The following is a 23,909-nucleotide window of genomic DNA, read 5'->3' on the forward strand; positions in this document are numbered from 1 at the left end:
TGAAAAATCACTCTAGTCGATAAAAAATTAAACGGCCGTTTAAATTGGGTGTTGTAATTTCTGTCATTTAGTCGCACACTGAGTGTAACTGGTCAAATGATGGCCGACACTGCTGTAGAACAAGCTACTGTGTATCGATGTGGAAGTCGCTTTTTAGCAATAAGGAAGCAAGCAATGATCTACCAAAGCCCCACCATTCAGGTTGAGTTACTTGAAGATAATATTGCCAAGCTGTGCTTTAACGCACCAGGCTCGGTTAACAAATTCGACAGAGAAACTCTTGCCTCGCTCGATGCTGCACTAGACAGCATCAAAAGCAACGCCAGCATACAGGCGTTGGTATTAACCTCAGCTAAAAGCACCTTTATCGTGGGTGCGGATATCACCGAATTCTTAGGCCTGTTTAAGCAAGATGATGCAACTTTGCTCTCTTGGGTAGAACAAGCGAACGCGATTTTCAATAAGCTAGAAGATCTGCCATTCCCGACTATCTCTGCAATCAATGGTTTTGCATTGGGTGGCGGTTGTGAAACCATTTTAGCCACAGACTTCCGCGTTGCAGACACCAATGCGCGCATCGGTCTTCCTGAAACCAAACTAGGTATTATTCCAGGTTTTGGTGGCACAGTACGTTTACCTCGCGTTATTGGCGCAGACAACGCACTAGAGTGGATCACCACAGGTAAAGAGCAACGCCCAGATGACGCCCTTAAAGTTGGCGCTATCGATGCCGTTGTTGAACCAGAAAACTTATTCGCTGCGGCACTGCAAATGCTTAAAGATGCCCTAGCCGAGAAGCTAGATTGGCAAGCCCGTCGTAAACGCAAGCAATCACCATTAACGCTGCCAAAACTTGAAGCTATGATGTCGTTCACTACAGCTAAAGGCATGGTCTACGCGGTTGCGGGTAAACACTACCCAGCGCCAATGGCTGCTGTTGGTGTTGTTGAGCAAGCGGCAGGGTTTGATAGAGCTGGTGCATTAAAAGTGGAAAATCAAGCCTTCATCAAGCTTGCTAAAACTGATGTTGCTCAGGCATTAATCGGTATTTTCTTAAACGATCAGTTCGTTAAAGGCAAAGCCAAGAAAGCTGGTAAGTTAGCAAAAGATGTTAATAACGCTGCGGTATTGGGTGCAGGCATTATGGGTGGCGGTATCGCTTACCAGAGCGCCAGCAAAGGCACACCAATCGTGATGAAAGACATCGCTCAGCCAGCCCTAGAATTAGGTCTGAATGAAGCCGCTAAGATTTTAGCTACCCAAGTGGCTCGCGGTCGTTCAACACCTGAGAAAATGGCCAAGGTACTTAACAACATTACTCCATCATTGGACTACGCAGCCATTAAGCATAGCGACATTGTGGTTGAAGCTGTTGTTGAGCATCCAAAAGTTAAAGCTACAGTACTTGCAGAAGTTGAAGATTTTGTCGCAGAAGATGCCATCATCGCCTCTAATACTTCGACCATTTCTATCAACCTATTGGCAAAAAGCCTGAAGAAGCCTGAACGCTTCTGCGGCATGCACTTCTTTAACCCAGTGCACAAAATGCCGTTAGTTGAAATCATCCGTGGTGAGCACAGCTCAGAAGAAACCATTGCCTCAGTTGTGGCTTATGCCAGCAAAATGGGTAAGACACCCATAGTAGTAAACGATTGTCCAGGCTTCTTCGTTAACCGCGTGCTATTCCCCTACTTTGCTGGTTTCAATGGTTTGCTTGCTGATGGCGCTGACTTTGCAGCTGTCGATAAAATCATGGAAAAGCAGTTCGGTTGGCCAATGGGCCCAGCTTACTTGCTTGATGTTGTTGGCCTAGACACGGGTCATCACGCTCAAGCAGTTATGGCTGAAGGCTTCCCAGATCGCATGGGTAAAAGTGGCACAGATGCAATTGACATCATGTTTGAAAACAAACGCTTAGGTCAGAAAAACACCAAAGGCTTTTACACTTACTCAGTGGATAATCGCGGTAGACCAAAGAAAGATGTTGATGCCACTAGCTACCAGTTATTAGGTGCCGCTTTTGGTGAATTAAAAGCATTTGAAGCTGATGATATTATCGCCCGTTGTATGATCCCGATGATCATTGAAACGGTACGTTGCTTAGAAGAAGGCATTATCGCTTCTCCTGCTGAAGGCGATATGGGTCTAGTTTACGGTCTTGGTTTCCCACCATTCCGTGGTGGCGTATTCCGCTACATAGATACCATGGGCGTCGCAAACTTCGTCGCTCTTGCAGACAAATACGCACACTTAGGTGGCTTATATCAAGTTACCGATACTATGCGTGAACTTGCAGCCAATAACGGTAGCTACTACCAAGCCTAATTCAGTGGGAAAGGAAATAATCATGAAACAAGCTGTTATCGTAGACTGCATTCGTACCCCAATGGGCCGCTCTAAGGCTGGGGTATTTAGAAATGTACGTGCAGAAACTTTGTCTGCAGAATTAATGAAAGCCTTACTTATCCGCAACCCGCAACTGGATCCAAGTCTGATTGAAGATGTGATCTGGGGTTGTGTGCAGCAAACATTAGAGCAAGGCTTTAACATAGCCCGTAATGCGTCACTGCTTGCTGGCATCCCAAAGACAGCTGGTGCTGTTACGGTTAACCGTTTATGTGGTTCATCTATGGATGCGATGCATCAAGCTGCTCGCGCCATTATGACTGGTATGGGCGACACCTTCATCATTGGTGGTGTGGAACATATGGGCCACGTGCCGATGAACCACGGTGTTGATTTTCACCCAGGCTTAGCAAACACAGTTGCAAAAGCTTCTGGCATGATGGGCTTAACCGCCGAAATGCTAGGAAAAATGCATGGCATTAGCCGCGAGCAACAAGATGCATTTGCAGTACGCTCACACCAGCGTGCCCATGCAGCAACAATTGAAGGTCGATTTGCCAAAGAGATTTGGGGTATCGAAGGCCATGACGCAAGCGGTGCGTTAATCAAAGTTATGCATGATGAAGTTATTCGCCCAGAAACCTCAATGGAATCACTTGCAGGCTTACGCCCAGCATTCGATCCTGTGAACGGTACTGTTACTGCTGGTACTTCTTCTGCACTTTCTGATGGCGCATCAGCCATGCTAGTGATGGAAGAATCTAAGGCTCGCGCATTAGGTTTACCAATTCGGGCACGCATTCGCTCTATGGCGGTTGCAGGTTGTGATGCTGCAATCATGGGTTACGGCCCAGTTCCAGCCACTCAAAAAGCACTGGCGCGCGCAGGGTTAACGGTTGCAGATTTAGATGTCATCGAGCTTAACGAAGCCTTTGCGGCTCAATCACTACCTTGTGTTAAAGACTTAGGTCTTCAAGATGTAGTGGAAGAGAAAATCAACCTTAACGGCGGCGCGATTGCACTTGGTCATCCACTAGGTTGTTCTGGCGCACGAATCTCTACGACGCTGATTAACTTGATGGAAGAGAAAGATGCCACCATAGGTCTTGCGACTATGTGTATCGGTCTTGGTCAAGGTATTGCGACTGTGTTCGAGCGGGTTTAATTCCCTAGCGCTTAAGCCATAAAAAACGAGTTCAATGCTAAATTGGACTCGTTTTTTTTATTTCTAAATTTTCCTGATTAGGATTATGTTCCACGTGAAACAACTTTGATGAAAATTTATTTTTAAATAAATCCCCCTTCTTAACACTCTGGAAACTGAATTAACCTAAGTTTTACCCCAAGCAAACTTGGCAAGGCTAGATCACAGGAGTAACATTAGTCCAATTTATTTTTAAGAAGTTAATTCGAATGACTGATGTTTTCTCACAGGCCCAACACCAACTCGACGCACTTGGCTTACGTTGCCCTGAACCTGTAATGATGGTCAGAAAAACCGTGAGAAAAATGGCTGATGGCGAAACCTTGCTTATCATCGCCGACGACCCTGCCACTACCAGAGACATTCCCAGCTTCTGTGAATTTATGGACCACACTCTAATCGCCAGCGACACCAGTAAAACACCCTACCAATATCTACTTAAAAAAGGTCTCTAATCATGTCTGTCGCTTTAGTTTCTGTCGCTTATAAAACCGTGAAACGCGGTCCAATGAATGAAGTGATAACGGCTAACGTGACCATAGATAAAGGGGTTGAAAATGATATTTTGGGCCGTCCAAGCAAGAGACAAGTAACAGTTTTATCTAAGCAACAATGGGATAAAGCCTGCGCTGCAATTAATGCCGACTTAAGCTGGCTCAAACGCAGAGCGAATCTATTAATTAGCGGGCATGAGTTTAGCGCCGCTGATGTAGGTAAAATCATTCAAATTGGCGATGACTTACGCTTATTAATTACAGGCGAAACCGATCCTTGTCGCAAGATGGAGCAAAGCCATCCAGGTTTAGAGGAGGCACTAACCCCAGATTGGCGCGGCGGTGTTACCTGCAAAGTTTTACACTCGGGGCTTATTTACCCAAACGACAAGATTGTTATCAGCAAATACTAGATCGATTCATCACCTGAGTGTTCGTGCTCTTTCATTCGAAAGCCTTTATTCGAACCGCTTTATTCAAATTTGCCGCAGAATAAACAAGCTGCAATTGTCTGTCATTATTTGAAACAGATTTAAGATGTTACTTTATCCATTAATATGGGATAAAGAGTATCAAAAATAGCACTCGATTGACTCATAGAAACTCATTTTTAGCGTATCTCAGCGAGAGATAAGACTTAGAAAGTGAACAACATTCGTCAATAATCCTCCATTATTAAAATCACAATAAACGGAATGCTTATGCTAACAATAAAATTGACCCCACTCTACACCGCCATTGCATTAACACTTGGATGCTCATCATTGGCTTATGCAGAAGATAAAGCACCAAAATGGCAAGTCAGCGCTCCAGAAAACGCCCCATTGGAACAAGCCTCCATTAATGTCAATGAAGGCACTTGGATGAATCTAAGCGTCTCACCTGACGGCAAGCATATCGTATTTGATTTGTTAGGAGATATATACCAGATCTCAACTTCCGGTGGTGATGCAAAACCCTTGGCCAAAGGTATCGCTTGGCAAATGCAGCCAGTCTATAGCCCAGATGGTAAATATATTGCCTTCACCTCAGATGAAGATGGCGGTGACAATATTTGGGTAATGAATGCCGATGGTAGCAACCCACACCCAGTGACCAAGGAAACATTCCGCTTACTAAACAGTCCTGCATGGAGCACAGACTCACAGTACTTAGTCGCTCGTAAACATTTTACAGCCAGCCGTAGTTTGGGCGCTGGTGAAGTATGGTTGTACCATGTGGCTGGAGGTGAAGGGGTTAAACTTACCGAACGCCCTAACGATCAGAAAGATTTAGGAGAGCCAGCCTATTCCCCCGATGGTCGCTACATTTACTTTAGCCAAGACGATACTCCAGGAAAAACCTTCCATTATTCAAAAGACTCCGTCAGTGGTATTTACAAGATAAAACGCTACGATACTCAGACTGGCGATATTGAAATATTAGTTGAAGGTACCGGTGGTGCGATTAGACCAACCCCTAGCCCTGATGGTAAAAAACTGGCTTATATCAAACGTGATGGTTTCCAATCGTCGCTATATTTATTAGATTTACAATCAGGCGAGACTAACAAGCTTTATGCTGAACTCGACCGTGACATGCAAGAAACCTGGGCTATCCATGGTGTTTACCCAAGCATGGCCTGGACCCAAGATAATGAAAACATTGTATTCTGGGCCAAGGGTAAAATTAATAAACTCAAGCTTAATGATTTGTCAGTCAGCAACATTCCTTTTAGCGTAAACACTCAACTGGATGTACAGCCTTCAGTTCGATTCAGCCAAAATCTTGATCAAGATAAATTCGATGTGAAAATGTTACGTATGGCACAAGTGTCACCAGACGGTAAGAAGGTGGTATTCGAAGCTTTAGGTAAGTTGTGGATCCGTGACATAGAAAATGACACTCAAGAACGTTTGACTCGACTCGATGATGATATCAACGAGCTATTCCCGCAGTGGTCACGTGATGGCAAGCAAATAGTGTTCACCACTTGGAATGATCAAGACCAAGGTACGGTCAGCCTGATTAGCGCCCGTGGCGGCAAAGCGACAAGGTTAACTAGCGAACCAGGTAAATATGTTGAACCAACGTTTGCCCCCAATGGTCAGTTTGTTGTGTACCGCAAGGCCAATGGCGGCAACTTAACCCCGCGCACTTGGTCACAGGAAACAGGACTGTATAAGGCCGACATCAAAGGTAAGCAAAACACAAAGATCACCGCTGATGGCTACCAAGCACAATTTGGTGCAGGCTCAGATCGAGTTTTCTTTATGGAGCAAGGTGAAACACCTCAACTGTCCTCAATCCGTATCGATGGTTTTGACAAACGAGCTCATTACACCAGTGAGCATGCCACTGAATTTAGAATCTCCCCCGATGGTGAGCATCTGGCTTTTGCTGAGCGCTTCCGTGTCTATGTTACTCCTTTTGCTAAACACGGCGAAACCATTGCCATAGGTCCTAAAGCCAGTAATTTACCTGTTATACAGCTAAGCACCAGAGCCGGTGAAAGCATTAGCTGGGGCAATAGCAGTGACAATCTTTATTGGACACTTGGCCCAGAACTTTACCAAGCTAAAGTTGACACTCAATATGCCAGTAAAGAGAAACCTGAGCCAGCCAAAGTGACAAATATCGGCTTTAAAAAGGATACCTATGTTCCACGTGGAACAGTCGCGTTTGTTGGTGGCACAGTCATTACCATGGAAGATGATAACGTCATAGAAAAAGGCGTGGTTATTGTCAAAGATAATAAGATTGTCCTTGTCGGTGATGCGAGTACTCAACCCCCTAAAGACGCTCAAGTATTCGATATTTCAGGTAAAAGCATTATGCCAGGACTCTTCGATGCCCATGCACATGGCCCACAAGCAGACCATGAGATTATTCCACAGCAAAACTGGGCATTGTATTCAGGCCTATCTCTTGGGGTTACCGCTATTCATGACCCATCAAATGACACCACTGAAATTTTTGCAGCATCGGAACAACAAAAAGCCGGTAGCATAGTTGGGCCGCGGATATTCTCTACTGGCACGATATTGTATGGTGCCAATGTGCCTGGTTACACTTCCCATGTAGACTCCCTTGATGATGCAAAATTTCATTTAGAACGCCTCAAAAAAGTCGGCGCGTTTAGCGTTAAAAGTTATAACCAACCAAGGCGTAATCAGCGCCAACAAGTTATTGCTGCAGCTCGTGAATTAGGAATGATGGTCGTGCCAGAAGGCGGCAGTTTACTGCAGCATAATCTTTCAATGGTGGTCGATGGTCACACGACCCTAGAGCATTCATTGCCAGTCGGTGCTATTTATTCTGATATCAAACAACTGTGGAGCCAAACTAAGGTGAGTTATACCCCAACCTTAGTGGTCGCCTATGGAGGTATTTCGGGTGAAAACTATTGGTATGACAAGACTGATGTGTGGGCTCACCCAAGATTGTCGGCTTACGTGCCCGCTGATATTCTTCAAGCACGCTCTATGCGCAGACCTACGGCACCGGATGGTCACTACAATCATTTCAATGTGGCTAAAGTAGCCAATGAGCTTAATGATCTTGGTGTTAAAACCAACATAGGTGCTCATGGACAAAGAGAAGGTTTAGCCGCACATTGGGAAATGTGGATGTTTGCTCAAGGTGGTATGAGTAATCAAGATGTGCTTAAGACAGCGACTATTAACCCTGCAATAACTTTTGGTATGGGTCATCAATTAGGCTCAATCAAGGCTGGAAAGCTGGCTGACCTTATTGTTATCGATGGTAATCCGTTAACCGATATCCGAGTCACAGATAAAGTTGTCTATACCATGACCAATGGCCGTTTATTCAATGCTGAAACCATGAACGAACTTAATGGTAATAAGCTGAAGCGAAAAACCTTCTTCTTTGAAGAAAAAAATAAACTTTAATCCATTGTTTAATAGTAAATTATTGAGTCGTCACAAGCAGTATCTATACTTGTATATCATCAGCTATACAAGCTAGAACAAAAAAGGTGTTCCACGTGGAACACCTTTTTTATTACTCGATTTTTATAATCGATTTATTTTTTAACGCTGTTAAGTTAACGGTGAGATTGTGAGTTAATGGCGCAGAAACAATCTTGAGTATGATCGTTCACCATACCGACTGCTTGCATAAAGGCATAACATATCGTCGGACCAACAAAGTTAAAACCTAACTTCTTAAGCGCCTTAGACATAGCTTCAGACTCAGGGGTTTGTGCTGGCACATCTGCCATGGATGAGAAATTATTTAGCTTAGGTGCCCCACCCACAAAAGCCCATAGAAACTCAGAAAAATTAATGCCCTGCCGCTCTATGGCCAAGTACGCTTTAGCATTGCGAATAATAGAATTCACCTTAAGACGATTACGCACTATACCTACGTCTAACATTAATTCTTCAACTTTGGCATCATCAAATTCAGCGATTAACCTAGGGTCAAAGTTAGCAAATAGCCGCTCATAGTTTTGTTGTTTCTTTAGAATAGTGATCCAAGATAACCCCGCCTGTTGACCATCCAAACAGAGTTTGGCGAATAATTGCTGACTATCGTATTCAGGCCGCCCCCAGACATTGTCATGATATTCTTGATAGAGCGGGTCATCACTAACCCAAGCGCAACGATTAATTTGCATGATACGGTATCCATTGGCATTTTTAGTTATGCATTAAAAAATAACCTACATCTAGCCTGATCTACAAGGTATAATCAAAACCATTTTCTAGCCCAACAGCAGTAGACATTACGATGAAACATGACGTAAAGACATTCCAGGGATTCATCCTTACCCTGCAAGAATATTGGGCGCAACAAGGTTGCGCAATCGTTCAACCCTTGGACATGGAAGTTGGTGCTGGGACATTCCACCCACAAACCTTCTTACGTTCATTAGGCCCAGAGCCAATGAGCAGCGCCTATGTTCAGCCTTCACGCCGCCCAACTGATGGCCGTTATGGTGAAAACCCTAACCGACTACAGCATTATTATCAGTTCCAAGTGGTGCTTAAGCCATCGCCAGCTAATATCCAAGAGTTATATTTAGGCTCGTTGGAAGCGTTAGGTATAGACACTCAAGTCCATGATATTCGTTTCGTTGAAGACAACTGGGAATCGCCAACACTCGGCGCCTGGGGTCTAGGCTGGGAAGTCTGGCTAAACGGTATGGAAGTGACACAGTTCACTTACTTCCAACAAGTAGGCGGCATAGAATGTAACCCAGTTACTGGTGAGATCACCTACGGCCTTGAGCGTCTAGCCATGTACATTCAAGAAGTCGATAGCGTCTATGATTTAGTCTGGACTGATGGTCCTATGGGCCGCGTGACTTATGGTGATATTTTCCACCAGAATGAAGTTGAGCAGTCAACTTATAACTTCGAGCACGCCGATGTAGACTTTATGTTTACCTTGTTCGATCAGTGCGAAAAAATGTGTCAGCACTTATTAAGCCTAGAGAAGCCATTGCCGCTTCCTGCTTACGAGCAAGTTATGAAAGCCTCACATGCATTCAACTTACTCGATGCCCGCCACGCCATTTCAGTTACCGAACGTCAACGTTACATTCTTCGCGTTCGCACCATGTCTAAAGGTGTCGCTGAATCTTATTATCAAGCACGTGAAGCACTTGGCTTCCCTTTGTGTAAGTAGAGGTCATCCATGAAATTTGAAAACTTACTCATAGAAATTGGTACTGAAGAATTACCGCCTAAATCACTGCGCACTTTAGCTGAATCTTTTCTTGCTAACTTCAGTGATGAACTTGCCAAGGCAGATATCCCTTTTAGTACATCGACTTGGTATGCAGCGCCTCGCCGCCTAGCATTAAGCATCACAGGTCTAGCACTAGCTCAAGCCGATAAAGTGGTTGAAAAGCGCGGTCCAGCCGTGAGCTCTGCCTTCGATGGCGACGGTAACCCGACTAAAGCCGCCCAAGGTTGGGCGCGCGGAAACGGTATTACGGTAGAGCAAGCCGAGCGTTTAGTCACAGATAAAGGCGAATGGTTAGTTCATCAAGCCAAAGTCGTGGGTGTTCAGACTAACAGCCTGATTGCAGCTATGGCTCAACGTGCCTTAGATAAACTCCCTATCCCTAAGCCAATGCGCTGGGGCGCCAATAGCACCCAATTTATTCGTCCAGTACACACAGTGACCATGCTACTTGGCAGCGAATTAATTGCCGGAGAATTACTGGGCATTACGTCGGACCGTATTATTCGCGGTCATCGCTTTATGGGTCAGCCAAGCTTTCAACTGGATCACGCCGATAACTACTTAAGCGCCCTGAAAGAGCAAGGCAAAGTCATGGCTGATTACCAACTACGTAAAGCTATCATTAAAGCTGATGCAGAAGCTGCAGCCGCTAAGATTGGTGGTGTGGCTGATATTCAAGAAGACTTGCTCGAAGAAGTCGCCTCCTTAGTTGAATGGCCAATCGTGCTCACAGCAAGCTTTGAAGAAAAGTTTTTAAACGTGCCAGCTGAAGCCTTGGTTTACACCATGAAGGGCGATCAAAAATACTTCCCAGTGTTTGATAAGTCAGGAAAATTACTGCCTAACTTTATCTTCGTGACCAACATTGAATCAAAAGATCCACAGCAGATTATTTCAGGTAATGAGAAAGTCGTACGCCCTCGCTTAGCCGATGCTGAATTCTTCTTTAACACAGATAAAAAGCACAGCTTGGCATCACGCCTTAGCAGCTTAGAGACAGTGGTATTCCAGAAGCAATTAGGCACAGTAAAAGCACGTGTCGAGCGTATATCAGGGTTAGCTGGTTTTATCGCGACTGAGCTAAATAACAATAATGTCCCAAGTAGCAGTGTTGATGCCGCGCGCGCAGGGTTATTATCCAAAGCAGATTTAATGACCAATATGGTGATGGAGTTTACCGATACTCAGGGCACCATGGGCATGCATTATGCGCGCCTTGATGGTGAGACTGAAGCGGTAGCTATTGCCCTTGAAGAGCAGTACAAACCAAAGTTTTCTGGTGATACTGTGCCTACAGCGAGTGTCTCTTGTGCGGTCGCGTTAGCCGAAAAACTTGATACCTTAGTGGGTATTTTTGGTATTGGCCAAGCACCAAAAGGTGCAGCGGATCCATTCGCACTACGTCGCGCCGCCATTGGTATCTTACGCATTATTGTTGAGAACAAACTGCCGCTAGATTTGGTTGACCTTATCGCTAAGGCGCAAGCCCTTCATGGTGCGAGCCTAAGCAATAGCAATGCCGCTGAAGACGTACTTGAATTCTTGATGGCACGCTTCCGTAGCTGGTATCAAGATAAAGGCATTCAAGTGGATGTTATCTTGGCAGTATTGGCCCGTCGCCCTACGCGCCCTGCTGATTTTGACAGTCGCGTTAATGCGGTATCGCATTTCCGTGGTTTAGAAGCCTCTACCGCACTTGCTGCTGCTAACAAACGCGTTTCTAACATTTTGGCTAAGGTTGAGGGCGAATTGCCTGCTAACGTAACACTAAGCCTGCTAACTGAAACGGCTGAGAAAGCCTTAGCCAAGCAATTAGCAAGCTTGCAACCTAAGCTAGCGCCTTTGTTTGCAACAGGTGATTATCAGCAAGCACTGACTTTACTTGCCGAGCTTCGTGAAAGCGTCGATCAATTCTTCGAAGATGTGATGGTAATGGCAGATGATGAAGATCTAAAGAACAACCGTTTAGCTTTGTTAAACAACTTACGTGACCAGTTCTTACACGTTGCCGATATTTCACTGTTGCAATAAAATTGTTCCAGCAAAGCCTTTATAAACAGGGCGCTATAAAAGACGTGAATATTCACTAACAAAAATGGAGCCAATGGCTCCATTTTTATATCTGCTGTAAAGTCATACCCATTTTTATTGAAACATCGCCGACTTTGCCGTGTTTTAGTTATCAAAAAAGGAAAGCCTAGGCTTTCCTTTTTTATTTGTTGCTATGTTATTAGCGCAATGCTTAAACCTTCATTGTTAAATGTCGATTTTTATACATCTAGGTTGGCCACGTTCAAGGCGTTAGCCTCAATAAACTCACGACGAGGTTCTACATGATCGCCCATTAATGTGGTGAACAACTGGTCAGCGCCCACAGCATCTTCAATGGTGACGCGTAGCATCCGGCGAGTCTCAGGGTCCATTGTGGTTTCCCACAATTGCTCTGGGTTCATTTCACCCAATCCCTTATAACGTTGAATATAAAGACCACGTTTAGCTTCACCTATCATCCAATCTAACGCTTCAAGGAAGCTATCAACTTCTTTTACTTTCTCACCGCGTTGAACATAACCGCCCTCTTCAACCATTCCATCCAGTGCGACACCGAGTTTAGCGATGCGCTTGTAATCCAATGAATGGAAGAAGTCATAACCGAATAGGTATTCGGTATCAATACCATGCTTACGAATAACCATCTTCGGCAGGTAAACTTTACGCTCAATATCAAACTCAGTGACCATGTCGTAAATCACGCCATTGGTCTCTAATTCAATCAAGTCAGCAACAAAGGCTGCACACCAAGATTTCATTTGCGTTTCATCAGCCAACATAGCACCAGTCACTTCTGGATGATACAACATGCGGTTAAGCACTATGCTTGGATAACGCTTTTGAAGACGAGCGATAATAGCCTCAACTTCGCGGTACTGGGCAACTAAACGCTCTAGCGGCTCACCAGACATACCAGGTACGCCCTGAGATGGATAAATATGAGTACCATCTAACGCTTGAGTGGTTAAATACTCAGTCAAGGCAGGCTCATCTTTAAGGTACTGCTCTTGCTTACCTTTTTTCACCTTGAATAACGGTGGCTGAGCGATGTAAATAAAGCCGCGCTCGATAAGTTCAGGCATTTGACGGAAGAAGAAGGTCAACAGCAAGGTACGAATGTGCGAGCCGTCGACGTCAGCATCGGTCATGATGATGATGTTATGGTAGCGAGTCTTATCTGGATCGTATTCTTCACGGCCAATACCGCAACCTAATGCAGTGATAAGTGTTGCAACTTCTTGAGAAGATAACATCTTATCGAAACGAGCTTTCTCTACGTTGAGGATTTTACCTTTCAGTGGCAGAATCGCTTGGTTCTTACGGTTACGTCCCTGCTTGGCACTGCCACCAGCAGAGTCCCCTTCCACTATGTATATTTCAGAAAGACCCGGGTCTTTCTCTTGGCAATCTGCAAGTTTACCTGGTAAGCCACCTAAATCTAATGCGCCTTTACGACGAGTCATTTCACGGGCTTTACGGGCTGCTTCACGAGCTCGGGCGGCGTCAACAATTTTGCCAACAATCAGCTTAGCATCGGCAGGATTTTCCAATAGGTAGTCGTTTAACTGCTCCCCCATGGTTTGTTCAACGGCACTTTTCACTTCACTAGACACTAATTTGTCTTTGGTCTGCGAACTGAATTTAGGATCAGGCACTTTAACTGAGATAACCGCAGTCAAACCTTCGCGGGCATCATCACCTGTTGCGCTGGTTTTACCTTTCTTATTGAAACCTTCACGCTCCATATAAGTATTGAGGTTACGAGTTAATGCCCCTCTAAAGCCGGCTAAGTGAGTACCACCATCGCGCTGAGGAATATTGTTGGTGAAACAGTAAATGTTTTCTTGGTAGCCGTCATTCCACTGCATCGCCACTTCAACGGTAATACCGTCTTCACGTTCTTGAGAAAAATGGAATACGTCTTTGTTGACAGGGGTTTTATTGCGATTCAAATAGTGTACGAATGCGCTAATGCCGCCTTCGTATTTAAAGAATTCATCTTTGTTTTCGCGCTCATCAACTAGGCGGATACCCACGCCTGAGTTCAAGAAAGATAATTCACGAACACGCTTTGCTAGAATATCGAAATGGAACTCGACGTCAGTGAAGGTGTCGGTGCTTGGCCAAAAACGGATTTCTGTACCTGTTTTAACTGCATCACCAATTTCTGCAATTGGAGAATCTGGGACACCGTGAGTATAAAACTGCTCATAAATCTTACCAGCACGACGAATGGTTAACTGTAGTTTGTGTGACAATGCGTTAACCACTGACACACCAACACCGTGCAAACCACCAGAGACTTTATAAGAGTTGTCATCGAACTTACCGCCAGCATGAAGTACCGTCATGATAACTTCAGCAGCCGATACGCCTTCTTCCTCATGGATAGACACTGGAATACCGCGGCCATCATCTTGTACAGATACAGAACCATCTGTATGTATGGTGATAGTGATATCACTACAGTGACCGGCCAAGGCTTCATCGATAGAGTTATCGACTACTTCGAACACCATGTGGTGAAGACCCGTGCCATCATCAGTATCACCAATGTACATACCAGGTCTCTTGCGTACTGCATCAAGGCCTTTTAATACCTTAATACTCGAAGAATCGTAACTATTATCAGACATATTTCTCTCTCGTTATTATTCAATTACCGTAACTTGCCCTTGTTCCACATGAAACACCTTGCTGGGAGGGCTAGCTAACGAATCGACTATTGCCGCAGGTTCGATGGCAGTGACAAAAATTTGTGCGCCTGTCTCGGTTAACTGCTTGAGCAATAGCTGCCTATGCTGTGCATCCAATTCGGATGGCAAATCATCTACTAGGTAAATGCTTTGCTTATCTTGTTGCTGTTTCAGCAACTTTCCCTGTGCAATACGCAGTGCACAGACTAACAATTTTAACTGGCCACGGGACAAGGCGTCTTGAACGGGCAAGTTGCCGACACGCAGTCTTAAATCTGCTTTGTGCGGTCCACTCACTGTATGTCCTGTGGCTAAATCTCTAGAATACTGGCTTTCGAGTAACTGGGCTAAATCCGTTTTACTGTCCCATCCTCGTGTAAATGAAATGCTGATATTCACCTGAGGTAAAAACTCTTCGATTATACCCTTAAGTAGTTCATTTAACGAGTCTACATAATGATTTCGTATCTGAGTGACCTGTTCAGCATAACGCACCAACTCCTTATCCCAAAATAGAATATTTGCATAGGAAGAATTATTCCTAAGAAGCTGATTTCGTTGTTTTAATACTCGTTTCACATTGGTCCAAGCCAAGTGGAATTGCTCATCAGAGTGAAATGCCCCCCAATCAATAAACTGACGCCTGGCCTTAGGGCCTTCAAACAGTAGCGAAAAACTCTCAGGAGTGATCACTTGTATCGGCAATGTTTCGGCCAAAGTCGATAACCGTTTTACTCTATCCCCATCAATTTTGACTTCTATATCACCGTTTCTATGACGTCTTAAGCCGACTTTGCTCTCACCATTTTGATGACTGAGTAGCGCAAACAAGGTGAGTTTATCTTCATCATGGCGGATCACTCGTTGGGATAAATGACTGCGAAACGAGCGCCCCATGCCGAGGAAGAAAATGGCTTCTAATATGCTGGTTTTACCGCTGCCATTGTGACCATAAATGAGGTTCAAGCCTTCGCTTGGCAGTAGGTTAGCCTTGGTAATATTACGAAACGATTCTATGCTAATCCGCTGTAAACTCATGCAAACCTATATTTGGGACAATCAAGTGGGAAAACCAAGGAAAACGAGAGACAAAGAAGGTGCCAAGGCACCTTCTTAAATGGATACTGCAGTCAAATATTAGAGACGCATTGGCATTACCACGTACATGGAGTCTTCTTCCTTGTGGTTTTCTATCAAGGCGCTTGAATTGCCATCAATAAGCGTAATACGCACATCTTCACTGGCTAAGTTATTCAGTACATCTAGTAAATAACTGACGTTAAAGCCAATCTCAAGATTTTCAGAATCATATTCAACGTCTATGATTTCCTCGGCCTCTTCTTGTTCAGGGTTATTAGCAGTGATCCGCAATAAACCCGGCTCTAACTGAATACGTACACCGCGAAACTTCTCATTAGATAAAATAGACGCGCGGGTAAGGGCTTGTTTAAGTTGATGACGACCGGCAACGACCACCTTGTCACCGCCTTTTGGCAATACTCGGCGATAATCAGGGAAACGGCCATCCACCAGCTTGCTAGTGAACACAGCCGTGTCTGTCACAGCACGGATCGCACTTTCACCAATGGCAATACTGATATCTTTATCGTCGCTGTCTAGTAAGCGTGACATTTCAACCACCCCCTTACGGGGTACAATCACTTGCTTTTCAGGCAAGTCAGCGTCTATTTTTCTGTGGCTTAAGGCCAATCTGTGACCATCTGTAGCAATGGCTTTTAAAGTATTACCTTCGGTTTCAAACAATAAACCATTGAGGTAATAACGCACATCTTGGTTAGCCATAGAAAACTGGGTCGAATCAATAATTGACTTCAGCACGCCCTGCTTAATAGTAAATTCGATTTCTGCCTGAAAGGCTTCCACATTGGGATAATCTGATGCTGGTAGCGTCGCCAAGGTAAAGCGGCTGCGTCCCGAGCGCAATAACCAGCGGTTATCTTGCTGCTCAACGTGCAATTCGCTTTGTTCGGGTAATGATTTGACGATATCGAGTAATTTTTTAGCTGGAACCGTGGTATTGCCAGGGACTACATCACCATGAATAGCAGCCTGGCCAACTAGCTCAACTTCTAAATCTGTGCCGGTAAGACTGATAGAGTCTTGGCTAACCTTAACCAACAGGTTAGCTAAAATAGGCAAATTATGACGACGTTCGACAGCACCGGTAACCAATTGAAGTGGTTTTAATAGGGCGTCTCTATCGATAGAAAATCTCATTTGGTCTTAATTCCCTAAATTAAGAAGATAAGGTTCTAATTAAATTAGCATAATCTTCTTTAATGTCATGACTTTCTTCACGTAATTGTGCAATTTTACGACACGCGTGCAATACAGTTGTGTGATCGCGGCCACCAAAAGCATCACCAATTTCCGGCAAACTTTGGTTGGTAAGCTCTTTAGACAATGCCATTGCAACTTGTCTAGGCCTTGCCACGCTGCGTGAACGTCGCTTAGACAGCATATCAGCCATCTTGATCTTATAATACTCGGCGACTGTCTTTTGTATATTATCTATTGTGACTAATTTTTCTTGTAGCGCTAACAAATCTCTTAAGGCTTCACGCACAAAATCTATGGTGATGGGCCTGCCAGTAAAATTAGCGTTAGCGATAACCCTGTTTAATGCCCCTTCTAATTCGCGCACGTTAGAGCGCAAACGCTTGGCGACAAAAAAGGCCACTTCATCGGGAAGGTTAATACCGCTTTCTTGGGCTTTACGCATCAAGATCGCCACACGAGTTTCTAATTCTGGAGGCTCAATAGCCACTGTCAGTCCCCAACCAAAGCGAGACTTTAATCGATCTTCAACCCCATCGATCTCTTTTGGATAACGGTCAGAGGTTAAGATGATCTGATGATTACCTTCTAATAGTGCGTTAAAGGTATGGAAGAATTCTTCTTGGGATCTGTCTTTGTTAGCGAAGAATTGAATATCATCGATAAATAAAGCATCAACACTGCGATAATAACGCTTAAATTCTTCAATGGCATTATTTTGCAGCGCTTTAACCATATCCTGAACAAAGCGCTCAGAATGCATATAAACCACTTTGGCATTAGGATTGTTTTTAATGATGCCATTGCCGACAGCATGCAATAAGTGAGTCTTACCTAAGCCTGTGCCGCCATATAAGAATAATGGGTTATAAGCGCCGCCTGGATTTTCAGCCACTTGCATTGCCGCCGCTTTACCTAATTGGTTTGATTTACCTTCAACGAAGTTATCAAACTGATAAGTCGGATTAATGTTGCTGCGATGATTATCATTAACCATGGGCTCAGCTTGGATATTAAATGCCGTACCAACGCGAGCCTTAGTTTGGGTATAACCTGCAGTCGGTCTCGGGGTAGCTGGTGCTGGCTGCACGGTGCGCGCAGAAGGGCGACTACCAATATCAAAACGCAATTTGGGAGCATTACTACCCATCTGCTCAGTAAAGAACTGATTGATAATATTGATGTACTTATCCCTAACCCAATCAAGCACAAAGCGATTGGGTGCATAAAGCACTAAGGTATCGCCATCCATTTCAGCTTGTAACGGACGGATCCACATACTGAACTGCTGAGCCGATAACTCATCTTGTAGTCTTCCGATACATTGTTGCCAAAGTGAAACCGCCACTTAACTCTACCCCAAATTTTTTGCTAAAGGAGATGTATTCTATAGTGAGAAGTGTCAGATCGCTATCCTTTAAAACATAATTATCCCCAAGGAGATCATTAGGTGTGGATATCTGTGATCCAACGGGATCAAAACGGATCCACTTTTAAGGATCTATTTAGCAAATACACGCAATTGCTGCTTTATTATCGGATCAAGATCGATCTATAATGCCCCCGCTTTGATCTGCTCAGACGCGCTATAAACCACTAGATATTGTGTTGATGCACAGAGTTATCCACAAACTATTGTGTGTGGGAGCCCTTTTGCAATGAAACAGATTTAAAGTTTATCGGCAGAAAATTTTCATATAATGGCTTTCCTTATTGACGTTAGCCATTAAAGTGATTACAATTCGGCCTCTTTTTTGCCCTTACTACATTTAGTGGTAAGCCAATATTCACTTAACAAAGACGGATTGCCATCATGAGTAAACGTACTTTTCAACCTAGCAACCTGAAGCGCAAGCGTTCTCACGGCTTCCGCGCTCGTATGGCCACTGTAGGCGGCCGTAAGGTGCTTGCACGTCGTCGTGCGAAAGGTCGCGCTCGTTTATCTGCATAAGTAGATAACCAGGTGACTAGTTATACCTTTTCGCGGGAGTTACGTTTGTTAACTCCCGCGCAATTTAAAACTGTATTCTCCAATCCTATCAAAGCATCCTCTGCTGAAATCACTCTGCTTGCTATTCCTAATATTGAGCAACATCCACGCCTTGGGTTAACTGTCGCTAAACGTTTTGTTAAGCGTGCAAATCAGCGTAACCGAATTAAGCGTGTGATAAGAGAAAGTTTTCGTTTAAATCAACATGATATTCCAGCTTTGGATATTGTTGTATTAGTCAGAAATGGCGTGATGGAAATGGAAAATGCTGAACTTAATAAACTGATAGAAAAGTTATGGCGCAAGCTCAGTCGCCGCTACAATGGCTAGCTACCACGGTAATACGTGGCTATCAACTCTTCATCAGCCCTCTTTTGGGACCTAGATGCCGTTTCAATCCCACTTGCTCACACTATGCTATCGAAGCAATTAAATTGCACGGAACAGCGAAAGGTAGTTGGTTTGCATTGAAACGCATATTAAGATGTCACCCTTTACATCCCGGCGGAAGCGATCCCGTCCCTCCTAAAAATGACAGGTGTAATAAATAGGCTATGGAATCTCAACGCAATATATTGCTTATCGGTTTGTTGTTTGTCAGTTTTTTACTTTGGCAGCAGTGGCAAACAGATAATGCGCCGCAAGTAGCGGCTCCGCAAACACAAGTTCAATCTAATATTTCAGCTGAACCTAGCTCAGATGTACCAGAAGCCGATGGCAACCTGAGTGCACCTGTGGTGGCATCAACTAATCTTATCAATGTCACCACAGACCAACTGGTATTAAAAATTAATCCACTTGGCGGCGATATTGTTTATGCAGCATTAGTTAAGCATAAAACTGAAATTGATAAAAATGACCCTTTTATACTACTTGAGCAAAGCAGTGATTTTAACTATATCGCTCAAAGTGGTCTTATTGGCCGTGATGGTATTGATAGCAGCACTAAAGGCCGCGCTCAATTCACCACCACATCAAGTGATTTCACCTTAGACGATGGCCAAGACAGCCTAACAGTACCACTCACATTAGTGACTGATACTGGCGTTAGCTACACTAAGGTATTTACTTTTACTCGTGGTCAATTTGATGTTGGCGTCGATTACAAGGTAAACAACACTTCTGATAAGTCTTTGCAATTGCAAATGTACGGTCAAATCAAGCAAACCATCAAGCCTACCGAAGGTAGTATGATGATGCCGACTTACCGTGGTGCAGCTTTCTCTACTTCAGATGTACGTTACGAGAAGTATGACTTCGAAGACATGGCTGACAAAAACCTTGACCAATCAACCTTAGGTGGTTGGGCGGCAATGTTACAGCACTACTTCGTATCAGCCTGGATCCCACCTGCGACAGATGCTAATACCATTTTTTCTAGTGTGACTGCAGGTGGCTATGCCAACATAGGTTTCCGTGGTGCCATCTATGATGTTGCCCCAGGTAGCGAGCAGAGCATCAGTGCCCAGTTTTATGTCGGTCCGAAAGACCAAACAAGACTAAGTGCCATTTCAGAAACCTTAAATCTCGTTGTAGATTATGGCTTCCTTTGGTGGTTAGCTGTGCCTATTTACAAACTATTGATGTTCTTCCAGTCTCTAGTAACTAACTGGGGTATCGCTATTATTCTTATCACCTTAACAGTGCGTGGTTTGTTATATCCACTGACTAAGGCTCAGTACACTTCTATGGCTAAGATGCGAAATCTACAGCCTAAGCTGACTGAAATGAAAGAACGCTTTGGTGATGACCGTCAAAAGATGGGTCAAGCCATGATGGAGCTGTACAAAAAAGAAAAAGTTAACCCTATGGGTGGCTGCTTACCTATCTTGTTACAAATGCCTATCTTCATCGCCCTTTACTGGGTGTTGCTAGAGAGCTATGAGCTACGTCACGCCCCATTCATGTTATGGATCAATGACTTATCTGTACAAGATCCATATTACGTGCTGCCATTACTCATGGGTGCATCTATGTTCTTAATGCAAAAGATGCAACCAGTGGCACCAACCATGGATCCTATGCAAGTTAAGATGATGCAGTGGATGCCTGTTATCTTTACCGTGTTCTTCCTCTGGTTCCCAGCTGGACTAGTACTTTATTGGTTAGTGGGTAACATAGTTGCGATTACACAGCAGAAGATTATTTATGCAGGTCTTGAGAAAAAAGGCTTAAAATAAGCCCAAGCTCAGCAAATAATTTATTGTGTAATTAGATAAAAAGGCGGCTTAAAGGCCGCCTTTTCCTTTTAAAATTTTACCCTTTATATAGGTATCAGCGTGACAACAGACACTATTGTGGCACAAGCCACAGCTCCAGGCCGAGGCGGCGTAGGCATCATTCGTATTTCAGGTGATTTAGCCACTAATGTGGCCATGGCAGTGTTGGGTAAAGTGCCTAAAACTCGCTACGCCGATTATTGCGACTTCAAAGATGCCGATGACAGGGTCATAGATCAAGGCATAGCGTTATTCTTTAAAGGGCCTAATTCCTTCACAGGCGAAGACGTATTAGAGCTACAAGGCCATGGCGGGCAAATAGTGTTGGATATGCTGATCAAGCGTGTGATGCAAGTCAGCGGCGTGCGCATAGCCAAGCCCGGTGAATTCAGTGAACAAGCCTTCTTAAATGATAAATTGGATTTAACCCAAGCCGAAGCCATTGCCGACTTAATCGATGCCACCAGCGAGCAAGCCGCCAAGAGTGCCTTGCAATCCCTGCAAGGTGAGTTCTCAAAAGAAGTCCATGAGCTGGTTGAGCAAGTGACTAACTTGCGCTTATATGTTGAAGCCGCTATTGATTTTCCCGATGAAGAAGTGGATTTTTTATCTGATGGAAAAATTGCCAACTCCTTGTACCGCATTATCGAAAAGCTCGACACAGTACAAGACAGTGCTAAACAAGGCTCTATCATACGTGAAGGCATGAAAGTGGTTATTGCCGGGCGCCCTAATGCCGGTAAATCAAGCTTACTCAATGCCTTAGCAGGTAAAGAATCAGCCATAGTCACCGAAATAGCCGGCACCACCCGCGATGTCCTACGTGAGCACATACATTTAGACGGCATGCCACTACACATTATCGATACCGCAGGTTTACGCGACACTGAAGATACAGTAGAAAAAATTGGTATTGAGCGTGCTTGGGATGAAATAGCTACCGCAGACAGAGTCTTGTTTATGGTCGATGGCACCACGACTGAGGCTGTCGATCCCCACGATATTTGGCCTGACTTTATCGACCGCTTACCCGCAAGACTTGGGGTTACTGTTGTGCGTAACAAGGCAGATTTAACCGGTGAATCACTTAAGATGACTCAAGAGCCATCAGCGGGTGAGGAGCCATCAGCAAACGTGGAATCTTCAACCAACCAAGAGCAAGGCTTTGAGGTTTTCCGCATCTCTGCCAAGACTGGTTTAGGCGTTGAAGAATTAAAGCAGCACTTAAAATCCTTGATGGGTTACCAAAGCAATCTTGAAGGTGGTTTTATCGCTCGTCGCCGTCATTTAGAGGCCCTAGAATTAGCCGCCAGTCACTTACACCTGGGTAAAGAACAGTTAGAAGTGTATTTAGCAGGAGAACTGCTTGCTGAAGAACTACGCATGGCCCAAATGGCTTTATCGGAAATCACGGGTAAATTTACCTCCGATGATCTCTTGGGTAAGATTTTCAGCTCCTTCTGTATCGGTAAATAGTCTTAACCTTGATGCTTGCTAATAATGTTGTAGTGCTCGACTTTGAAACCACAGGCTTATTCCCAGAAATGGGCGACCGCGCCATTGAGATTGGTGCAGTCAAATTGGTTAATGGCCAAGTCGTCGACACCTTTCAAGCACTGATAAACCCAGGTCAGCGGGTAAACAGCTTTATTGAGCAATATACTGGTATTAGTAATCAAATGCTTAAAGATGCCCCAACATCAAAAGTGGTGATGGGGCAATTTGCTGAGTTTATCGATGGATTTAACTTAGTGGCCCATAATGCCAGCTTCGATAAAAAATTCTTAGATGCCGAGTTTTCAGCAAATAGGCTCAGTTATAACGGTCAGTTTGCTTGCTCTTTATTGTTATCACGACGCATAAGCCAAGAGGCTCCCAATCATAAACTCGCCACACTAGTTGAACACCACCAATTACCCAACGAAGGTGTATTTCACCGCGCCTTAGCCGATGCCACCATGACAGCTCAGCTGTGGTTACATCAGTTGAATCTATTGCAGCAACAGCTTCCCAGCCAACAAATCACCTTTGATATCATCAGTAACATAACCCATTTACCTAAAGCTAAAATAGTCAGCTTGTTGCAAGCATTAAGATAGACGCAAACGGTCTAAAGTTACCTGTATGAAAACGATTATCCTTGCTAAAAAAAGCAGCTATAGAATTTACGATAACAATTAGTTATATGTTTTAAATACTGTCATTTATTTCGCCGCCACCCTATTGCTATTTGTATGACTAACAGATTAAATTGCGCCGCTTTCTCCCCCTTATTATGGAGACTTAAACATGAGAGCTGTTGTTTGTAGTTTGTTAGTGATAGGTGCAATGAATCTGGCAGGTTGTGCAGCAACGCCAAATACCTTTGCCACAAAAATAAAAGCACAAGGCGAACAACATTTAGATCTATCTCAACAATGGGAACAAGGTCTTAAAGATGTTAATAACGCTAAAGCGCTGCTCACCAGTGGTCAAAAGCTGATTAGCGAAGGCAAGACAGAAATTTTTGAAGGTGAAAAACTCATAACAGAGGCCAGAGCCGAAGCTCAACGGCAACGTAATGTATTTATTGCTAAGGCAGGTAGCCTAAGTGGCGCTCAATCGGGTATTCATGCAACTAAACTCACTGAAATTCTCGAAGACATCGCCGATCTTTGGGAAGACGCTGACGAAAAATTCGTTGATGGCAAAGAACTTATTGAAGAAGGTAATACCAAGGTTGCTGAAGGTGAAAGCGCCTTGCAGCAAGGGCAAACTATGCTTGGAAATGGCCGCAGTAGAATGCAGCAAGCCGAGACTAAATACCAAGAGCGCACAGGCCAAGGCCTAGTAGAACAAATGCACATTGAAGAGCAATCACGTAACTTCTAATCTGCCATATAACTTAACCTCACACAGAGGATTCCAACC

At 44.2% G+C, this 23,909-nt stretch carries 19 protein-coding genes; 14 read left to right on the top strand and 5 right to left on the bottom strand.

The genetic code is table 11. From position 1 onward, the window contains the following. The first annotated feature begins 174 nt into the window (after positions 1-174). From fadB to H5073_RS10395, 5 genes are all read left to right on the top strand, one after another. Positions 175-2,325 carry a fatty acid oxidation complex subunit alpha FadB gene (fadB, locus tag H5073_RS10375; protein ID WP_182679514.1) on the top strand — a complete coding sequence of 717 codons (2,151 nt, stop codon included), beginning with the start codon at positions 175-177 and terminating at the stop codon, positions 2,323-2,325. A 22-nt stretch (positions 2,326-2,347) separates the two neighbouring features. Continuing rightward, complete coding sequence (fadA, locus tag H5073_RS10380; RefSeq protein WP_182679515.1) at positions 2,348-3,511, top strand: acetyl-CoA C-acyltransferase FadA; 1,164 nt, start codon at positions 2,348-2,350, stop codon at positions 3,509-3,511. A gap of 248 nt (positions 3,512-3,759) precedes the next feature. Continuing rightward, positions 3,760-4,005, top strand: coding sequence for a sulfurtransferase TusA (gene tusA / locus H5073_RS10385; protein WP_182679516.1), 246 nt, complete (start codon positions 3,760-3,762; stop codon positions 4,003-4,005). Positions 4,006-4,007: 2 nt separating this feature from the next. Continuing rightward, the gene (locus H5073_RS10390) at positions 4,008-4,457 is read left to right on the top strand and encodes an MOSC domain-containing protein (RefSeq protein WP_182679517.1); all 450 of its coding nucleotides are present in this window, start codon (positions 4,008-4,010) and stop codon (positions 4,455-4,457) included. A 288-nt stretch (positions 4,458-4,745) separates the two neighbouring features. Then, on the top strand, positions 4,746-7,937 hold the full coding sequence (locus tag H5073_RS10395) for an amidohydrolase family protein (RefSeq protein WP_182679518.1): 3,192 nt from the start codon (positions 4,746-4,748) through the stop codon (positions 7,935-7,937). A 155-nt stretch (positions 7,938-8,092) separates the two neighbouring features. Here the strand turns inward: H5073_RS10395 and H5073_RS10400 are convergent, their stop codons facing one another. Continuing rightward, on the bottom strand, positions 8,093-8,668 hold the full coding sequence (locus H5073_RS10400) for a DNA-3-methyladenine glycosylase I (RefSeq protein ID WP_182679519.1): 576 nt from the start codon (positions 8,666-8,668) through the stop codon (positions 8,093-8,095). A gap of 107 nt (positions 8,669-8,775) precedes the next feature. Here H5073_RS10400 and glyQ point away from each other — a divergent pair, with 107 nt between their 5' ends. Then, positions 8,776-9,681, top strand: coding sequence for a glycine--tRNA ligase subunit alpha (glyQ, locus tag H5073_RS10405; protein WP_182679553.1), 906 nt, complete (start codon positions 8,776-8,778; stop codon positions 9,679-9,681). Positions 9,682-9,690: 9 nt separating this feature from the next. Continuing rightward, a complete protein-coding gene (gene glyS, locus H5073_RS10410) occupies positions 9,691-11,775 on the top strand; it encodes a glycine--tRNA ligase subunit beta (RefSeq protein ID WP_182679520.1) in 2,085 nt (694 codons plus the stop codon). Positions 11,776-12,014: 239 nt separating this feature from the next. On the opposite strand, the gene gyrB is transcribed toward glyS, so the two are convergent. The 4 genes from gyrB to dnaA form a co-directional block, all read right to left on the bottom strand. After that, positions 12,015-14,432, bottom strand: a complete 2,418-nt coding sequence (gene gyrB, locus H5073_RS10415) for a DNA topoisomerase (ATP-hydrolyzing) subunit B (RefSeq protein WP_182679521.1) — start codon at positions 14,430-14,432, stop codon at positions 12,015-12,017. A gap of 15 nt (positions 14,433-14,447) precedes the next feature. Continuing rightward, positions 14,448-15,530 (bottom strand): DNA replication/repair protein RecF, encoded by a 1,083-nt coding sequence (gene recF / locus H5073_RS10420; protein WP_182679522.1) that lies wholly within the window; start codon positions 15,528-15,530, stop codon positions 14,448-14,450. Positions 15,531-15,629: 99 nt separating this feature from the next. Next, positions 15,630-16,730: a DNA polymerase III subunit beta gene (dnaN, locus tag H5073_RS10425; protein ID WP_182679523.1), complete on the bottom strand. Its 1,101-nt coding sequence runs from the start codon at positions 16,728-16,730 to the stop codon at positions 15,630-15,632. Between the two features lie 19 nt (positions 16,731-16,749). Continuing rightward, entirely contained in the window at positions 16,750-18,138 is a 1,389-nt protein-coding gene (gene dnaA / locus H5073_RS10430; protein ID WP_182679524.1) for a chromosomal replication initiator protein DnaA, read from the bottom strand. 465 nt (positions 18,139-18,603) lie between these two features. Here dnaA and rpmH point away from each other — a divergent pair, with 465 nt between their 5' ends. From rpmH to H5073_RS10465, 7 genes are all read left to right on the top strand, one after another. Beyond that, a complete protein-coding gene (gene rpmH, locus H5073_RS10435) occupies positions 18,604-18,741 on the top strand; it encodes a 50S ribosomal protein L34 (RefSeq protein ID WP_006083827.1) in 138 nt (45 codons plus the stop codon). Between the two features lie 12 nt (positions 18,742-18,753). Beyond that, the gene (gene rnpA / locus H5073_RS10440) at positions 18,754-19,110 is read left to right on the top strand and encodes a ribonuclease P protein component (RefSeq protein WP_182679525.1); all 357 of its coding nucleotides are present in this window, start codon (positions 18,754-18,756) and stop codon (positions 19,108-19,110) included. Beyond that, complete coding sequence (yidD, locus tag H5073_RS10445; RefSeq protein WP_182679526.1) at positions 19,077-19,331, top strand: membrane protein insertion efficiency factor YidD; 255 nt, start codon at positions 19,077-19,079, stop codon at positions 19,329-19,331. The genes rnpA and yidD overlap by 34 nt, the downstream gene beginning before the upstream one ends. 3 nt (positions 19,332-19,334) lie before the next feature. After that, a complete protein-coding gene (gene yidC / locus H5073_RS10450; protein ID WP_182679527.1) occupies positions 19,335-20,960 on the top strand; it encodes a membrane protein insertase YidC in 1,626 nt (541 codons plus the stop codon). 99 nt (positions 20,961-21,059) lie between these two features. Continuing rightward, positions 21,060-22,475 (top strand): tRNA uridine-5-carboxymethylaminomethyl(34) synthesis GTPase MnmE, encoded by a 1,416-nt coding sequence (mnmE, locus tag H5073_RS10455; protein ID WP_182679528.1) that lies wholly within the window; start codon positions 21,060-21,062, stop codon positions 22,473-22,475. Between the two features lie 11 nt (positions 22,476-22,486). After that, a complete protein-coding gene (locus H5073_RS10460) occupies positions 22,487-23,098 on the top strand; it encodes a PolC-type DNA polymerase III (protein WP_220488035.1) in 612 nt (203 codons plus the stop codon). 190 nt (positions 23,099-23,288) lie between these two features. After that, positions 23,289-23,870 (top strand): hypothetical protein, encoded by a 582-nt coding sequence (locus H5073_RS10465; RefSeq protein ID WP_182679530.1) that lies wholly within the window; start codon positions 23,289-23,291, stop codon positions 23,868-23,870. Positions 23,871-23,909 lie beyond the last annotated feature (39 nt).

Origin of the sequence: Shewanella sp. SR44-3 (genome assembly GCF_014163735.1) — a bacterium.
GTDB lineage: Bacteria > Pseudomonadota > Gammaproteobacteria > Enterobacterales > Shewanellaceae > Shewanella.

Coding starts and splice junctions, on each gene's coding strand:
- fadB (WP_182679514.1), top strand. CDS start 175: ATGATCTACCAAAGCCCCACCATTCAGGTTGAGTTACTTGAAGATAAT.
- fadA (WP_182679515.1), top strand. CDS start 2,348: ATGAAACAAGCTGTTATCGTAGACTGCATTCGTACCCCAATGGGCCGC.
- tusA (WP_182679516.1), top strand. CDS start 3,760: ATGACTGATGTTTTCTCACAGGCCCAACACCAACTCGACGCACTTGGC.
- H5073_RS10390 (WP_182679517.1), top strand. CDS start 4,008: ATGTCTGTCGCTTTAGTTTCTGTCGCTTATAAAACCGTGAAACGCGGT.
- H5073_RS10395 (WP_182679518.1), top strand. CDS start 4,746: ATGCTAACAATAAAATTGACCCCACTCTACACCGCCATTGCATTAACA.
- H5073_RS10400 (WP_182679519.1), bottom strand. CDS start 8,668: ATGCAAATTAATCGTTGCGCTTGGGTTAGTGATGACCCGCTCTATCAA.
- glyS (WP_182679520.1), top strand. CDS start 9,691: ATGAAATTTGAAAACTTACTCATAGAAATTGGTACTGAAGAATTACCG.
- gyrB (WP_182679521.1), bottom strand. CDS start 14,432: ATGTCTGATAATAGTTACGATTCTTCGAGTATTAAGGTATTAAAAGGC.
- recF (WP_182679522.1), bottom strand. CDS start 15,530: ATGAGTTTACAGCGGATTAGCATAGAATCGTTTCGTAATATTACCAAG.
- dnaN (WP_182679523.1), bottom strand. CDS start 16,730: ATGAGATTTTCTATCGATAGAGACGCCCTATTAAAACCACTTCAATTG.
- rpmH (WP_006083827.1), top strand. CDS start 18,604: ATGAGTAAACGTACTTTTCAACCTAGCAACCTGAAGCGCAAGCGTTCT.
- yidD (WP_182679526.1), top strand. CDS start 19,077: ATGGCGCAAGCTCAGTCGCCGCTACAATGGCTAGCTACCACGGTAATA.
- yidC (WP_182679527.1), top strand. CDS start 19,335: ATGGAATCTCAACGCAATATATTGCTTATCGGTTTGTTGTTTGTCAGT.
- H5073_RS10460 (WP_220488035.1), top strand. CDS start 22,487: ATGCTTGCTAATAATGTTGTAGTGCTCGACTTTGAAACCACAGGCTTA.
- H5073_RS10465 (WP_182679530.1), top strand. CDS start 23,289: ATGAGAGCTGTTGTTTGTAGTTTGTTAGTGATAGGTGCAATGAATCTG.